18 protein-coding genes are annotated in these 14,766 nt (G+C 34.6%); 14 read left to right on the top strand and 4 right to left on the bottom strand.

Going from position 1 to position 14,766, the window contains the following annotated elements:
- Positions 1-444: 444 nt before the first annotated feature.
- From ACWNCI_RS17945 to ACWNCI_RS17910, 8 genes are all read left to right on the top strand, one after another.
- Positions 445-2,322 carry a zincin-like metallopeptidase toxin domain-containing protein gene (locus ACWNCI_RS17945; RefSeq protein WP_449389509.1) on the top strand — a complete coding sequence of 626 codons (1,878 nt, stop codon included), beginning with the start codon at positions 445-447 and terminating at the stop codon, positions 2,320-2,322.
- Entirely contained in the window at positions 2,322-2,621 is a 300-nt protein-coding gene (locus tag ACWNCI_RS17940; RefSeq protein ID WP_449389332.1) for a hypothetical protein, read from the top strand. Before ACWNCI_RS17945 ends, ACWNCI_RS17940 begins: the two co-directional genes overlap by 1 nt.
- Positions 2,622-2,674: 53 nt before the next feature.
- Positions 2,675-2,977, top strand: a complete 303-nt coding sequence (locus tag ACWNCI_RS17935) for a hypothetical protein (protein ID WP_449389331.1) — start codon at positions 2,675-2,677, stop codon at positions 2,975-2,977.
- An 18-nt stretch (positions 2,978-2,995) separates the two neighbouring features.
- Positions 2,996-3,472, top strand: a complete 477-nt coding sequence (locus ACWNCI_RS17930; protein ID WP_449389330.1) for a zincin-like metallopeptidase toxin domain-containing protein — start codon at positions 2,996-2,998, stop codon at positions 3,470-3,472.
- 3 nt (positions 3,473-3,475) lie between these two features.
- Positions 3,476-3,823 (top strand): hypothetical protein, encoded by a 348-nt coding sequence (locus tag ACWNCI_RS17925; RefSeq protein ID WP_449389329.1) that lies wholly within the window; start codon positions 3,476-3,478, stop codon positions 3,821-3,823.
- A 390-nt stretch (positions 3,824-4,213) separates the two neighbouring features.
- Complete coding sequence (locus ACWNCI_RS17920; protein ID WP_449389328.1) at positions 4,214-4,564, top strand: hypothetical protein; 351 nt, start codon at positions 4,214-4,216, stop codon at positions 4,562-4,564.
- A gap of 178 nt (positions 4,565-4,742) precedes the next feature.
- Positions 4,743-5,180 carry a hypothetical protein gene (locus tag ACWNCI_RS17915; protein ID WP_449389327.1) on the top strand — a complete coding sequence of 146 codons (438 nt, stop codon included), beginning with the start codon at positions 4,743-4,745 and terminating at the stop codon, positions 5,178-5,180.
- A 160-nt stretch (positions 5,181-5,340) separates the two neighbouring features.
- Positions 5,341-5,784: a hypothetical protein gene (locus ACWNCI_RS17910; protein WP_449389326.1), complete on the top strand. Its 444-nt coding sequence runs from the start codon at positions 5,341-5,343 to the stop codon at positions 5,782-5,784.
- Positions 5,785-5,828: 44 nt separating this feature from the next.
- On the opposite strand, the gene ACWNCI_RS17905 is transcribed toward ACWNCI_RS17910, so the two are convergent.
- Both ACWNCI_RS17905 and ACWNCI_RS17900 read right to left on the bottom strand, forming a co-directional pair.
- Positions 5,829-6,194 (bottom strand): hypothetical protein, encoded by a 366-nt coding sequence (locus tag ACWNCI_RS17905; protein ID WP_449389325.1) that lies wholly within the window; start codon positions 6,192-6,194, stop codon positions 5,829-5,831.
- Between the two features lie 254 nt (positions 6,195-6,448).
- Entirely contained in the window at positions 6,449-8,578 is a 2,130-nt protein-coding gene (locus ACWNCI_RS17900; RefSeq protein WP_449389324.1) for a helix-turn-helix domain-containing protein, read from the bottom strand.
- Between the two features lie 89 nt (positions 8,579-8,667).
- Here ACWNCI_RS17900 and ACWNCI_RS17895 point away from each other — a divergent pair, with 89 nt between their 5' ends.
- The gene (locus tag ACWNCI_RS17895) at positions 8,668-9,096 is read left to right on the top strand and encodes a hypothetical protein (RefSeq protein ID WP_449389323.1); all 429 of its coding nucleotides are present in this window, start codon (positions 8,668-8,670) and stop codon (positions 9,094-9,096) included.
- Positions 9,097-9,190: 94 nt separating this feature from the next.
- On the opposite strand, the gene ACWNCI_RS17890 is transcribed toward ACWNCI_RS17895, so the two are convergent.
- On the bottom strand, positions 9,191-9,727 hold the full coding sequence (locus ACWNCI_RS17890) for a gamma carbonic anhydrase family protein (RefSeq protein WP_449389322.1): 537 nt from the start codon (positions 9,725-9,727) through the stop codon (positions 9,191-9,193).
- Between the two features lie 152 nt (positions 9,728-9,879).
- Between ACWNCI_RS17890 and ACWNCI_RS17885 the strand changes: the two genes are divergently transcribed.
- From ACWNCI_RS17885 to ACWNCI_RS17870, 4 genes are all read left to right on the top strand, one after another.
- Entirely contained in the window at positions 9,880-10,758 is an 879-nt protein-coding gene (locus tag ACWNCI_RS17885) for an iron-sulfur cluster biogenesis protein NfuA (protein ID WP_042721399.1), read from the top strand.
- Positions 10,759-10,842: 84 nt separating this feature from the next.
- The gene (gene hemH / locus ACWNCI_RS17880; RefSeq protein ID WP_449389321.1) at positions 10,843-11,865 is read left to right on the top strand and encodes a ferrochelatase; all 1,023 of its coding nucleotides are present in this window, start codon (positions 10,843-10,845) and stop codon (positions 11,863-11,865) included.
- A gap of 211 nt (positions 11,866-12,076) precedes the next feature.
- Positions 12,077-12,307, top strand: coding sequence for a hypothetical protein (locus ACWNCI_RS17875; RefSeq protein ID WP_449389320.1), 231 nt, complete (start codon positions 12,077-12,079; stop codon positions 12,305-12,307).
- Positions 12,307-12,555, top strand: coding sequence for a hypothetical protein (locus tag ACWNCI_RS17870; RefSeq protein WP_346986483.1), 249 nt, complete (start codon positions 12,307-12,309; stop codon positions 12,553-12,555). The genes ACWNCI_RS17875 and ACWNCI_RS17870 overlap by 1 nt, the downstream gene beginning before the upstream one ends.
- A gap of 168 nt (positions 12,556-12,723) precedes the next feature.
- Here the strand turns inward: ACWNCI_RS17870 and ACWNCI_RS17865 are convergent, their stop codons facing one another.
- Entirely contained in the window at positions 12,724-13,935 is a 1,212-nt protein-coding gene (locus tag ACWNCI_RS17865) for a type IX secretion system plug protein (protein ID WP_449389319.1), read from the bottom strand.
- Between the two features lie 137 nt (positions 13,936-14,072).
- Here ACWNCI_RS17865 and ACWNCI_RS17860 point away from each other — a divergent pair, with 137 nt between their 5' ends.
- Positions 14,073-14,711 (top strand): MBL fold metallo-hydrolase, encoded by a 639-nt coding sequence (locus ACWNCI_RS17860; protein WP_449389318.1) that lies wholly within the window; start codon positions 14,073-14,075, stop codon positions 14,709-14,711.
- The last annotated feature ends 55 nt before the right edge of the window (positions 14,712-14,766 follow it).

Raw genomic sequence — 14,766 nt, 5'->3', positions numbered from 1 at the left:
CTAACTTTTTTTATAACAAATAACGAGAGACTGTTTCTTTCATTATGGATAAAGATTAATTCTTCAAATAAAAATAACACGTCAAGTTTTGGTGTAGTCAAGATTTAGCTTTGCTTTTAGAAATATTTAAACAATTAATAATCATTAAAAACACAACTTATGGAACGAAGATTAGCCTATGTGTTGAGCAGGGAATTTGACAGTCCTTTAGGGCAAAATAGCCTGTTTTATGAAACTTTTTTAGTACCGCCAGAAAAGAAGGTAAATTATCCACCATCAGAAAAATATACTATGGTTCATCATCAGGCTGTTTTTTGCGAAAGTGGAACAGAAGTTTTTGACAAATACGAAAAAGACCCTATTGAGCCTGATCATTTTACCATTTATTACGAAATGGTTTCTAAAGATACCAGTAATTTTTTTGGAACTGCGTGTAGAGTGAAAATGGGAGATTATGCAAGGGAGCAGCTGATAAAACATTATTATAGCAAAGGAAAAACAATCAATTATGACGGAAACACTTTAGACAGAAGCGTATCGGATTTCAATAGCCTTATGAAAGTGATTGCAGAAGATTATGGCATTGATGCTACCCTTTTGAAAGGGGCTATATATTTGGAAATCTTAGACAAAAGCAAAATCAATGATGCCTTTAAAAAAGTATCTTCATTGAATAACCAATTAGCAGATTGGTTAAAAGGAGGTATAGAAGCTACCGAAAAATGGAAGTTCACAGAGGAAAACTACGACTACACAAAACACTATGTGTTGCCTATGTATAGTAACTACCAAAATAAAATAGGCGCGAATGGTTTTCCACAACAGGAAGTTAAATATAAACCTATTATCCCTGTTCCATTCCCCAACAATCAATATAAGAATATGTCTGAATCTCCACATATTGTGGCAGATGGTTTGAAAAATCTTAAAGATTTTGTTACTTCATTCGATGAAATTTCTACTGCCATTGTTTATAAAGCTGTTCAGGCAACCCCTACTATTGAAGATGATGTTCTTTTTGCTGTTACTTATTTGGTGAAGAACATCATAGAGGATAATATGCCTGAAAGTATCAAAACTATATACAACAAGCTGAAAGCTGTTTTTGATGATTTGTTGAATGTGGTTTCAGGAATTGAAAACTTTATTAAAGCAGAACTCAATAGTGAGATCGCCAAAATTAATGCTTTCTTGTGTGGTTTAATCAATGGGCTTATCTCATTGGTACAAACCATTATTATGCTTTTGGCTATGGTAGTTGAAAAATTTCCAATTTTTGAAATAGAAAAAAGCAGTCCTTTGGAATTGGCAAAGCATCAGGAGGAACTTGAATTTATCGAAGATTTTGTAGATTTATTGGCTAAAAACTCTAAAGAATTTTTTGATGGTATTAAAAATCTTTTTAGTGACGGAAAGATATGGAAAGAAATCTCTCAGTTTTTTGATATGCTGAAAAAGAAATTTATTCAAGTAAAAGATTTAAATGAATATTTTTGGGCATATTTTGTTGGTGGAGTTGCTTTTGAACTTATTTTAGATGCTATTATTGCTTATTTTACGGGAGGCAGTTCTTTAGTAGCACAAACTTCTGCGAAAATCAGCAGAATAACAGCCAAAGCAGAACAGGCAGGAGCAAAGGCTTTTAATTTTGGAAAAGGTTTAGGAAAGAAAGTTGCTAATTCTGTGCAAGACCTGTATAAATGGTTGGAAAAGGAATTTTTAGAAATGCTGGAGGCTATAAAAAGTGGAAAAATTGGAGAATGGATTGAAAGAAAAATCAATACTATATTTGGGGAAGGAAATAAGCCGTTGGGAGAATTGTCTGGTTTAACTGACGATGAGTTGGATTGGATGGCAACCCGAAAGTTAGATGAGCTTGGAGGGAAAATATTAACAGCTAAACAAATCAGAAGATTAAGGGGACTTCTTAAAGAAAAGGGCATAACTCTAATTATGGAAGATGATTTAAGAAGTATCAAAAGGCTTTTTACTCCTGTAATGGGATTTAAAAATGTGGATGAATTATTTTTCTTTATGAAAAACAATGGAATTGCAGGAGGATTTGATGCTGTTAACAGGCAGCTTGTGCTTCCAAAAAATGCATCCGAATTAGTAGCTTTTCACGAAATGTCTCATGTAAAACATTTTGAGCAGTTAGGAGAAGCCTACCACGATTTAAGTACTTTAGAAAAGGAAACCTACGTTTGGGAACAAACCTTAGCTAATAGACATAGATGGGCTGATGCAGAATTTGAAGAAGCACTATACTATATTAATAAAATTAGAAAAGATTTTAATTTAGAACCAATAAAAATAAAATAATGAAACAGACAGAAGATAAAATTAGAGAAAAAGTAATAAAAATTATAACCGACTTAACAGGAGGAGTATATAATAAAGACAGTATTATAAATATTAACTTTCAAAAAGATGATGTGTTATTAATTCCTAAAGGTAAAATTATAGATTCTTGGACAGTTTCAGTAAAATCTCTCTTTGACAATAGAGACTTCCTAATCCTTTCTGATGAAACAGGAGAGCCACTATATTACCAAAATTTCAATTATATTATAACTGAAATTATTAAAAATACTGATGGTATTTATCAGTACAAAAAATAATATTTTCAAAAGGGGGTTGGCTTTAAAACCAATCCCCTTTTAATATTAGAAAAATGAAGCATACAGAAAAACAAATATTAGAAAAAGCTATCAAAATTGTGAAAGATTTGGATGGAGAGCAAAGTGTAAGGAAAGTTAATAGTGTTAGATTTGTTGAAAAGAAGAAACTTGCAGTAGGAATTGATAAAGATAAAGAGCATCCTTGCTGGACAGTTTATATAGAATCATTATTTGGTAACGAAGACTATTTAACTATTTCTGATGATACAGCAGAACCATTATATTATCAAAATTTTAATTTAATTACTTTGGAAATTATTAAAAATGCTGATAGTATTTATCAGTACAAAAAATAATATTTTCAAAAGGATGAGTTGGGCTGGGAAGGGAAATCAGCAAGCAAGCGTGGGAAATTCTTGGGAAGAGAATATATGAACAACAGGCAGATGAAAGCTCTTGAAAAATATATTGCGGAAATTTTGGGAGATGTAGGAGTAGTTATGCGAAAAGGAGAAGATAAATTTTTAGATGCTAGTGGAGCTCAAGCAGGTTTCTCTCCAATGAGCAGAGAGTTATTCTTTAGAAGAAGATTTACTTTTTATGAGGCTTTTCACGAGATACAACATGCGTTGGAATTTAAACTGTTGGGGAAAGAAGCATATATGGAAGGAGCAACTGGAACATTTGTTGAAAGTTCAATTAGAACTTATAAACGAGAAAAATGGGTTTATGATAAAATAATGGAAAAGAAGCATCTATTTAATGAATTGGAATTAAAAAATGCTGAGTGGGTTTTAGAAGAAGCAATAAAAAAATTAGAAAAAGCAGGTATTGACTATAAAAAATTATAATAAATGGAAAAAACAGAAAAACAACAGCAAGCAATAAAAGCAACATTAAAAGTACTAGATCAGTTAAAATTCCAATATGGAAACACACCCGAACATATTGATTTTATGGATGCTATCTTTTATGAAAAACAAAAAATGTATGACGGTAAAGAATGGAGTCATTATAGTGTAGACTTTTTTCATGATGTATTTGGTATTCCAACACCATATTATGCTGTTGTAGATGCAGAAACGATGAAAGTTAAAGGAATACATGTAGACCATGGAGTATTTGAAATTATTTATGATAAACAAGATAAGCCTATAAAAATGAAATTCATAAGCCCCTCATTCCCTTATGACAAGCAATAAATAGTATAACCGTCTAAGAAATTGGGCGGTTTTTAATATAACATGGTTCAGCTATTATCGACGGAATTATTGATGTAGAGAAAATAATAGACCCTGAAGGAATTTATTCTATGGCACAATTGCCCGATGATGTTCCTTTTAAGGCTAAAATCAGTATAAAATACAAAGATGGCTATTTAGTGAAAAATGCAGAATCTTCTATGTTTGAATACAGGAGGAGATAGCTTATGTGTATGAAAATACGGTAGCTAAAGGAGGAGCCATATACGAGGATACAGGAAAATTTATGAAATATAGATATTATTCTTCTGACGGAACATTTAAAATATTAATAGAAGTAGATGATTCTGGAAGAATTATGAATGCTTATCCACATTTAAAATAACAATTATGAAATATATTTTTAATATTAATGAAGATTTAGGGGATATTGTTTACTTAATAAAAACAGAAATTCCATACTTGGTTTTACAGAGATTCTCAGATGCATATTGGACTCCACAAAAAATTCAAAGTCTAACTGATGGTGTAGAACAAAGCAAAAATAAAGAGCCTGACGAGTCTTTTGACTGGCAAAACGAGGATGTTTTCTTCCGAAGCAATAAATATGGGGTTTTCTTCGTAGACCTTATGAAACAAAGGGCTGGTGAAAAATCTAAAAAGCAGGATTTGGATTTAGAACACGATGAGTTTATTAAGTTTTTACAAGATTTTAAAAAATTTGTAGAGGAAAACAGTTAGATTCTAACCGCCTAAGAGATTAGGCGGTTATTTTGTAAAAAATGCAGAACCTTTTATGTCCCCTAAAAATTGGGATCTTAAAAGAATACAGGAGGAGATATTTATCAGTATAAAAAATAACTTTTTAAAAGAGAGCTTTTTGTAACTATTTTTTGAAAATTTAGGCAACAATCCTTTTGTGCAGGGTGTAGAAACAGCTTTTAGTCAGGTTTGGGAATTGGTAAGACAATCTGCAGATAAAGTGAAGGATGCTTCTATTGACCATTTGCCCGATTCCTTCAAAAAACTAGTAACCAGGATTACAGGAATAATCAATACCATTAAAGCCTTTCTATCAGACATTAAAGACATTGTTACTGATCTGGCGCAGAAAGGAATTGAGTTCTTAAAAATCCTGAGTGCTTTTCTCTGTGGGATCATCAATGGCTTAGTGAGTTTGGTACAATATATTTTGTATATTTTGGAGTTCCTTTTGCAACCTACACTTACATTTTCTTATCAACAATATCTGGAAAGAAGAGACCTTTTGGAAAAAGCAGAAGATGTACTGGATTGGGTATATGAAAATATGCCTGTTTTTTTGAAGGGGTTAGAAACCTATTCAGTTCAAGTGTGAATATATCCCAATCTGACTTTAAGAGCATTTTTGACCAATTGAAAGAATATAGCAAGATTGTCAGAAATGGCGGTCTTGTTTATAATCATAGAAACATTTTAAGATTAATTAATATAATTTTCACTTAAGATTTGTTTAATATTGTAGTATAATTTAAACTATGAAATATAGAATTATTTTCCTTTTTGCCCTATCACTTTTACTGATAAGCTGTAATTTCAATCAAATTTATACAGACCGCGAATCTGATAAAACAGACGGAGAAAAAATTCCACAAAAATTTTACTGGGAAATCCGATATGGAGGAAATCAGGATGATATTTATAAATTGTTCGGGGAAAAATTTTTCTCTGTCACGTCTAAAGAAAAATTAACAGAACTCTTAAATATCACCAGTCAGATCGGCCCCGTACAGGAATATAATCTTAGTAAATGGCAGACCTTAGTTGTAAAAGGAAGCAACCCGAAAAGTGAATATCTGTTCACTTATGAAGTAAAAAGAGGCACCGAAAAAACACAGGAAACCTTTACAATGGAAAAAGATAAAAATGGTATTATAAAAATTGTTGGATATCACGTTAATCAGGACTTATTGAATAAATAATAAAGGATGGTAAGCTAAGTTTACCATCCTTTTGTATTTTTATTTCATTCCTTAAACCGTTTAAAACTCATCTTCTGTTTGAGATCTTTTTTATTTTGAAGCACAATATAGTCATTGTTAAGCTCTTCGATTTCAAATGATTTTTCCTGTCCGAACATGGTCATTCTAATGATCTTATTAGATCTTTCAATCTTATAGATCCCTTTTATACTGCCAATCATTTTTTTGGTTTTCCCATCTCTCATTTCCAAAATGGCGGTACTGTCTTTATTAAAGGTAAAAATACCTGTTGAAGTGGTATTGGCAAAAAAATCCTGAGACCAGGAACCAATTAGTATATTATAATCGTAATCATCCTTTTTATCAGAATTAAGGAATAATAAAAGGAAAAAAGTAAATAAATATTTCATGATAATTGTTATTTATCATAAAAATACAAAATTACATGATTGTTAGTTAGCAATTTTATATAAAATTAATCCATTGTACATTTACAAGATTTTGATATTGGATCCGTCAATTCGAGTATTTTTTTCGTAACAAAGCGAAGAAAAATATATCGAGAATGATATTTATCCTCAAAATCACAAATTTCTCGATACGATTTTTTCAAAAATCTACTCGAATTGACGAAAATAAATCAAATGCATAATGGGTTATAAAATTAAATTTTACCTTTCTCCTTCAGATAATTAAAATGATTGATCAGAATCCTGATTTCATTAAACTCAAAATCATTAGGCAGCGCATTTTTCCATTCTGTCAAAGTTTCTTTAGGGTCATTTTTAAATACACTTTCAAAAGCTTTAATTTTATCGGAAGTAATCACCCTTGAAATATCCAGCAATCCCTGTTCGGCAAATTTTGCCAGATGCCCGATTACGGTTTCTTTTACCAAACCTCTCTCCAAAGCGATTTCTGAAATTGTTTTCCCCTGTTCAAACAACTGAAAGGTGAGCACCTGCGATGGCACTTTCGCAATCTTCATGCTTACTTCCTGGTTGTTTTTTTCGTCAAGAAGCTTGGTTTCCAGCAGGTGAATTTCTTTTAAGCTGTTTAAATATTCCTCAATATCTTCCAGCCACACCCTGAATTCTTCGTTGTATTGCTTTAAACCTTTTGTTCCTTTAATTTCAGCATAAAAATCTTTCAACGGACTGAAAACTTTATCCCTGATTTCCGTAAAAAAGAAATTGACCGCTCCTTTGGTTTTGCCTTCGATTTCAGACCACTCTTCTTTCTTTTCGATAAAATTATTAACCTTCTGGGAAATTACCCTGTCCAGCTTTTCAAAGATCTTACCGAGATTAACGATTTCATGCTTCAGCTGTTTATACAGCTGATTGGTCTTTAGATGATCAATACTTTTCGTCGCTACGGAGAGCTTATTCCATTCTTCAACCTCTTTCAAAAGCCATTGAGAATCTACGGCACGAAGTACTTTCCTGATGCTGTAATCATACTTTTCATTGCTTAAAATAGCTTCTACCTTCTCATTAGCAACGGTATCGGAATGAAAATGCAGGATCCTGTTATCTTTAAAAATAACTTCCGGTGTTATCTTCGACTTTAAAATAATTCCTTCCAGCGTACGGCAACGCGATAATGCCACGTACACCTGTCCGGCCGTGAAACTTTTTCCGGCATCAATAATTACCCTGTCAAAAGTAAGCCCCTGACTTTTATGAATGGTAACCGCCCACGCCAGCTTTATCGGAAACTGTTCAAAACTTCCCAGCACTTCTTCTTTGATATTTTTATCCGTGTCGAGAAAATATTTTTTCTGTTCCCAGACTTCTCTTTTTACCGTGATTTCCCGTTCGCTGCCATCAAGGATTACTTTAATTTCATTTTCATCCAACGCGGAAATTTCGCCCAGCTTTCCATTAAAATATTTCTTCTCTCCGGAAATATCATTGCGGATAAACATAATCTGGGCTCCTATTTTTAAATCTAAAAACTGCTCATTCGGAAACTGGTTTTCCCTGAATTCTCCGAACAGCTTCGCTTCATATGTTTTAGGACTTACCTTTAATTCATTCAATTTTTCCTGATTGATATTATCCGCCATTTTATTGTGAGAGCAGAGATACACGTAAGGCTCATCTCCCATATCGAAATGAGGATCATATCTTTCATTTAAATGCTCAAAATCAATATTAGCAACATCACCGTCACGGATCGCATTCAATATGGCGAGAAAATTTTCATCAGACTGACGGTACACTTTCGTAAGCTCAATAGTAATTAAAGGAATCTCCTTGATCGCATGACTGTCGAAAAAGAACGGTGAATTATAATACAATTTTAAAATATGTTCGTCCCTCACTACCGGCGGAAGCTGATAAAGATCTCCAATAAACAACATCTGCACGCCCCCGAAACGCTGATTATTTCTACGGATAAACCTCAGCGAAAAATCCATCATATCCAAAACATCCGCACGCAGCATAGACACCTCATCGATAATAATGATCTCTACCTCTCGTAAGAGTTTCAGTTTATCTTTTCTATATTTAAAATGCGGCATCAGGTCGGCAATATTATTTGCCATACTGGTATCGATCCGGTCTGTTGTGGGAAGAAAGGTTCTTAGCGGAAGCCCAAACATCGAATGAATGGTAACACCACCCGCATTGATCGCAGCAATCCCGGTGGGTGCCACTACAATGTGTTTTTTGCGGGTACGCTTTACAAAATCGTTGAGAAAAGTAGTCTTTCCTGTTCCTGCTTTTCCCGTTAAAAATACACTTCGGTTGGTATGCTCTATTAAGTCAAAAAAATGATTGTTCATCGTTGTCAAAATTACGGAAAATGAAATTCAAATCCTTACCTTGGCACAACTTTTGAAAATCCTTCAACATAACGAGAGAAAAACTGCTTATGAAAATCCCTGTATTAATACTATGTACAGCCCTTTTTATGGCTTCATGTTCTTCAACAAAAAATATGGATGCCAATTTACCGAAAGACATTTCCGAGCGACCTGCAGACGAAAACAGTCAGAAATATGAACAGGCACAGCTTGATAAACTTAAAGCTTCGATAGAATCTGAAATCGCAAAAGAAAAATGTACAGATCCCGCAGAATGGACGTTTGCCCCGATGGGTGCCAAGGCCTGCGGAGGACCTCAACTCTATATTGCTTATCCTAAAAAACTGGAAACTTCAATTTTACCAAAAATAAACGACTACACAGAAAAAGTGAAAGCATTTAATCAAAAATATGGAATCATGTCCGATTGTATGATGATCATTGCACCTACTTCTATTAAATGTGTCAACGGAAAAGCAGAATTGGTGAATTCTTAAGAAATAAAAAATCTTGCTTTCGGGCAAGATTTTTTATTATGATAAAGCTTTAAATCAATGGTGAATATTGATTAACAATTCACTATTGACTTTATTATCCTTCTACGTGTTTTACATTTTCCTTATACCATGAAGAGTACTTAACATAATTATCAGCGATTCTGTTGACCTCACCTTCGAGCAGCTGAGAATTGATATCTTTAATCTTTTTCGCCGGAACCCCGCCCCAGACTTCGCCTGACTTGATGTGTGTCCCCTGAGTAACTACAGAACCCGCTCCGACAATAGAATTTTCCTCGACAAGACAGTCATCCATCACAATAGCACCCATGCCGATCAGTACATTATCTTTAATCGTACAGCCGTGAACGATGGCATTATGACCAATAGAAACATTATTCCCGATATTTAAAGGATGTTTCTGATACGTGCAGTGCAACATCGCATTGTCCTGAACATTTACTTTATTTCCCATTTTAATATAATGGACATCACCTCTGATCACCGCATTATACCATATGCTGCAGTCTCTTCCCATGGTGACATCACCGATAATGGTAGCCGTTTCTGCTAAAAATGTATTCTCTCCTATCTGTGGTGCTTTTCCTAAAAGTTCTTTTATAAGTGCCATATTTTTAATTTGAAAATTTAATAATGAGCTTATTTGAAAATCGATTTTAGCCTTCATCATTTTTAAATCATGCCGATAGCAAAAATCTAACTTCCAACCCCTAGCTTCTAACTTCTAATTGCGTATTTTTGTAACTCAAATTTAAAGAAAAAATGCATACTATACTTATAGAGCCTACTGAAAACCCGAAAGTGATGAAATTTGTAGCGGATTACAACCTGATTCCCGGGTCTTTGGAACTGGACAGAGATTCAGATATTTCAGAGATTCCTCTGGCGCAGGAGCTTTTCAATTATCCTTTCGTTGAGAGAGTTTTTGTGACAGCAAATTTCGTAGCCGTAGCCAAACAGGATACTGTGGAATGGGAACATGTGGCAGAAAGCCTTAAAAATGTAATTGAAGATGAGCTTCTTGCCAACCCGAGACTTTATCTTCAGAAGAAAAAAGAGCTTTACCAGATCTACGCAGAAATGACCCCGAATCCTAATGTGATGAAGTTTGTATCCAACAAATTATTACTGGAAGGTTTTGTAGAAGTGAAATCAAGAGATGCTGCAGAAGGCGTTCCTTTGGCACAAGCTATTTTTAAAGAATTCGATTTTGCTAAAGAAGTTTTTATTTCTGATAATTTTGTTGCGGTAACGAGAGATAATTCCGTAGAGTGGCACCAGGTCATGATGACGGTGCGCGCGCTGATTGCTGAATACCTTCAGAACGGCGGGGAAATATCCAATATTGAAGCTCAGAAACACGAAAATCCTGTAGAAAAAATCATCAACAGAGATTATACGGAAGATGAACAAAAAATTTCAGATATTCTGAATGAATACGTCGCTCCTGCCGTAGAAAACGATGGCGGAAAAATTTCCCTTATGGAATACGACCAGGAAAACAAAACCGCAAAGATGCTTTTACAGGGTGCATGCTCCGGATGTCCAAGTTCTACCGCTACTTTAAAAAACGGAATTGAAAATATTTTAAAACAATTCGTTCCTGATTTAGTAGAACATGTAGAAGCCGTGAACGGGTAAGGAAACCACTTTATACATCAGACAGATGAATATCAAGTAATATGGTCCGACAATTGACGAAAGACTGAAAAATTTAAATAAATAATGAAGGGAATTTTATTGGTAAATTTGGGATCGCCAAGATCTACAGCAGTACAGGATGTGAAGGAATATCTCGATGAATTCCTGATGGATGAAAAGGTAATCGACTACAGATGGATCTTCCGTGCGCTGCTCGTTCAGGGAATTATCCTGAAAACACGACCTCCAAAATCTGCCGAAGCCTATAAAACAGTATGGACCGACGAAGGCTCACCACTGATCGTCATTACAGAAAAAATCCAGAAAAAACTACAGAAACAGGTAGATGTTCCTGTAGAAATCGGGATGAGATATGCAGAACCAAGCATTGAAACAGGCATAAGAAAACTGGTTGAAAAAGGCGTTTCCGAGATTGTACTTTTCCCTCTTTATCCCCAATACGCCATGAGTACCACGGAAACCGTGATCGAAAAAGCAGAAGAAGTGAGAAAGCAGAAGTTTCCGGGAATAAAAATCAACTATATTCAACCGTTTTACAACCGTGAAATCTACATCAACTGTCTGGCAGAAAGCATCCGTGAAAAACTTCCGGAAAATTTCGACGCCCTTCAGTTTTCGTATCACGGCGTTCCGGAAAGACATATATTCAAAACAGATCCTACAAAAACCTGCAATCTCAACGATTGCTGTACGAGGGAAAACAACCCGAGCCACCAGTTCTGCTACCGCCATCAATGTTTTAAAACTACTGAAATGGTAATTGAGAAACTTAACCTGCCAAAAGAAAAAGTCATTGTTTCTTTTCAGTCAAGATTGGGGAAAGACAAATGGATCGAGCCTTACACCGATGAGACTTTCGAAACCATTCCTAAAAAAGGGATTAAAAATCTCGCTGTGGTTTGTCCGGCTTTTGTTTCCGACTGCCTGGAGACACTGGAAGAAATTTCAGTAGAAGGTAAACATCAGTTCACGAGTGCCGGCGGAGAAAATTTCCATTACATTCCCTGTTTGAATGACGAAGACCGATGGATCGATGTCGTTAAAACATTATGTGAAGAAAAGCTCAATGAATTTTATTTAGTTTAAATATGAAAACCTTCGGAAACGGAGGTTATTTTTTTTTAGCCAAGAATAAAAAATTTCAACAATACCCCCTCAAAAAAAATACTATTTTAATTTTAAAAAACAAAAATTCAACCATATACCCCTAAAATTTTAGTATAAATTTTTGAAATTTAAATATTTTTCTTACCTTTACCCCATCAAAAAGGACATCATTAACCCATAAAAAATAAAAATGATGAATGCAACTGCAGAAATTTTAAAAAATAAGATTGAAAACTTCAGTCCCGATGCTTTGGAAGCTTTTGCAAAAATGATGGAAAGCTTTGAAGAGAAGACCACATCTCCCATTTCAAAGTTTCACATGGATGAAATTTTATACAGAATACAGTTCCATAATGAAAATCCTTCTACCAAACTGGATTTTCACGAAAATATTTCAGAGCTGAAAAAGTACTGTGCATAATGAAAATCCTCCTTTCCTCTATTGCAAAAAATGACATAAGACTTCTTGTGAGGGTTTTCAATGCAGAAGACAAACAAAAAGGAGAATATTTCTTAGAAGAATTAAAAACATCTATTAATGATATTGCTCAAAGCACTGAAAGATTTTCTGAAATAAGCATCCGTACAATGGAAGATTTTCCGGTTAATATTCATTATATCTTTGAGAATGATGAAACGCTTTTTGTAACCGCGATATTCAGAAGTTAAATCGATTTTCCACACTATTATTATATTAAACCTTTCAGATTTTTCTGTGAGGTTTTTTGATTAAAAAAAGTAATGGCAAAAAGAAGAATTCACTGTATCTTTAATTTAAGAGATTCAAAGAGCTCCTTACAACTCTAACACTCTACCCTAAAAACTCTCAAACCCAATCTACCTCACCGGCGTTCTGAATTCACCGTATCCCATCAGGCCGTCATAATTTCTTCCGAAAGGAGCATAATATAAAAATGCCTGATAGAGATTTTCCGTCTGCCAGAAGTTACCGTTTATCTCACCGAAATTCAGGCGTCCGTCTGAATCTTTCGTTGCGAGAATGTAGTTGTAAAATCCTTGTTTAAGATATATTCTGGCAACATACTTTTTCCCTTCTGCATCATACTGCATCTGGTTTTCTTTGTTGGGCTTGAAATCATTAAAACCTCCCAATACATAGATTTCTTTATCCACGGGATCCGAGTCCAGTGAAAAATACACCCATGAATAATCTGCTTCCCTTTCTGCATCTCTTTCTCTTCCCAGATCATTTCTTCTGTAGTACCAAGCTCCGTTTACATCCGGCTGGTATTGATAATTCAATGGAAAAGCCCAAACCGGGTGAAGATACGTATTGTTCACACCATCTTTCACCTCGGTTGCGCGTACCATATCGGCCGCCATATTCATATTTTTACTGTCAAAATAATAGAACTCATTATTTCCCGGAAAAACCAGAGACATCTGCTGAAAAAGAAGTTGATTTCCCATCGTTGTGCTTGGCTTTAAACCATTTACCGTGACATTGGGATTATTGTTCTGCATTACATTCAGGGTCATGGAATTGACATTGGAAGAAAGATCTCCGCCCGTGGAAACAGCCTTCACCTCTACTCTTTGGTTGGCATCCGGATTTCTTGCATCAGCAAACCGTGAAACGCCTACCGCTACTGTGGCTGCATTTTCCACTACATAAAATCTTCTTTTAAACAGCGGCTTATCGGCAGAATCTTTATACACAATAATCTCGAAATTTCCGGAGATCTTCAGCTGCATCTTATCGTTCGGGAAATTCAGTTTATAATGAGTATAAGCCTGAAGAGTGTTAAATGAATACTGAAAACTATCCAGTAAACCATTCAAACTCCCGGTAGCATATTCTGTAAAGAAAAGATTGTCATCTTCCCAATTTCTATTGTAATGTTTGATGGTATATCTGTAAATCTGACTGGAATTGGTAAGATCATCAAAGCTTAAAACCAACTGCTGATTAGCAAAAATCACTGGCGTTTCATCATTGGTCTGCGGATTAAATAACTGGATGCTTTGGATGTTCTGCCCAAAAACAAGTCCGCTCAGAGTAAGTAAAAGTATTCGCAAAGTTTTCATTATGACGAAGATAAATAAAAATAGGGGATTTCTTACCTGCTAAATCTGTTTTAAGGTTATTTTAATTGGAAATATTTAAACCAAAATCTTTTAAACCAAAACTTTTGTGACTACATTTGTTTTTGTAAAAAATTCATATGATTAAGATTCAAAGTTTCGTATTCAACTTTGCCAGCGAAAACACATACATTCTTTATAATGAAAATAAAAATGCCTTGCTGATTGATCCGGGAAATATGAGCAAAGAAGAAACGGATATTCTCGGAAATTTCATTCAGGAAAAGGAATTAAATATCGAGAAAATACTCCTGACACACGCTCATATCGATCATGTTCTTGGGCTTCAATGGGCTTCAAAGAAGTTTAAAGTTCCGGTATTTATGCATAAGGACGAAAAGGAAATTCTTGATATGTTCCAGATCAGCGGGCTGCGTTTTGGATTCAGTCTTAATCATATTTATGCAGATATTGAGTACATCGGTGAAAACGATGAACTGGAGCTGGATGGAGAAAAATTCAGGATTTATCATGTTCCGGGACATTCTCCGGGAAGTCTCGCCTATTATAATGAAAATCACAAGTTCATAATTTCGGGCGATGTTCTTTTTGAAGGAAGTGTTGGCAGAACAGACCTGTTTAAAGGAAATTACGGACAATTAATTCAAAGCATCAAAACAAAAATTTTAGTCCTTGATCCGGACACAAAAGTATTTTCAGGGCACGGCAATCCTACGACAATTGGATTGGAGAAAGAAAATAATCCGTTTTTCAGATAAAGTTATTGTCATCCGCAAAATATAAAAAAAGCTGTCCATAAGAACAACTTGTATT

Source organism: Chryseobacterium lineare (assembly GCF_977014045.1).
This window is presented reverse-complemented; position numbering and strand designations above follow the sequence as displayed.

Bases quoted from the DNA above. Each gene is read 5' to 3' on its own strand.
- ACWNCI_RS17875 (WP_449389320.1), top strand. From the start codon at position 12,077: ATGATGAATGCAACTGCAGAAATTTTAAAAAATAAGATTGAAAACTTC.
- ACWNCI_RS17885 (WP_042721399.1), top strand. From the start codon at position 9,880: ATGCATACTATACTTATAGAGCCTACTGAAAACCCGAAAGTGATGAAA.
- ACWNCI_RS17905 (WP_449389325.1), bottom strand. From the start codon at position 6,194: ATGAAATATTTATTTACTTTTTTCCTTTTATTATTCCTTAATTCTGAT.
- ACWNCI_RS17940 (WP_449389332.1), top strand. From the start codon at position 2,322: ATGAAACAGACAGAAGATAAAATTAGAGAAAAAGTAATAAAAATTATA.
- ACWNCI_RS17935 (WP_449389331.1), top strand. From the start codon at position 2,675: ATGAAGCATACAGAAAAACAAATATTAGAAAAAGCTATCAAAATTGTG.
- ACWNCI_RS17900 (WP_449389324.1), bottom strand. From the start codon at position 8,578: ATGAACAATCATTTTTTTGACTTAATAGAGCATACCAACCGAAGTGTA.
- ACWNCI_RS17860 (WP_449389318.1), top strand. From the start codon at position 14,073: ATGATTAAGATTCAAAGTTTCGTATTCAACTTTGCCAGCGAAAACACA.
- ACWNCI_RS17910 (WP_449389326.1), top strand. From the start codon at position 5,341: ATGAAATATAGAATTATTTTCCTTTTTGCCCTATCACTTTTACTGATA.
- ACWNCI_RS17870 (WP_346986483.1), top strand. From the start codon at position 12,307: ATGAAAATCCTCCTTTCCTCTATTGCAAAAAATGACATAAGACTTCTT.
- ACWNCI_RS17865 (WP_449389319.1), bottom strand. From the start codon at position 13,935: ATGAAAACTTTGCGAATACTTTTACTTACTCTGAGCGGACTTGTTTTT.
- ACWNCI_RS17890 (WP_449389322.1), bottom strand. From the start codon at position 9,727: ATGGCACTTATAAAAGAACTTTTAGGAAAAGCACCACAGATAGGAGAG.
- ACWNCI_RS17920 (WP_449389328.1), top strand. From the start codon at position 4,214: ATGAAATATATTTTTAATATTAATGAAGATTTAGGGGATATTGTTTAC.
- hemH (WP_449389321.1), top strand. From the start codon at position 10,843: ATGAAGGGAATTTTATTGGTAAATTTGGGATCGCCAAGATCTACAGCA.
- ACWNCI_RS17945 (WP_449389509.1), top strand. From the start codon at position 445: ATGGGAGATTATGCAAGGGAGCAGCTGATAAAACATTATTATAGCAAA.
- ACWNCI_RS17925 (WP_449389329.1), top strand. From the start codon at position 3,476: ATGGAAAAAACAGAAAAACAACAGCAAGCAATAAAAGCAACATTAAAA.
- ACWNCI_RS17895 (WP_449389323.1), top strand. From the start codon at position 8,668: ATGAAAATCCCTGTATTAATACTATGTACAGCCCTTTTTATGGCTTCA.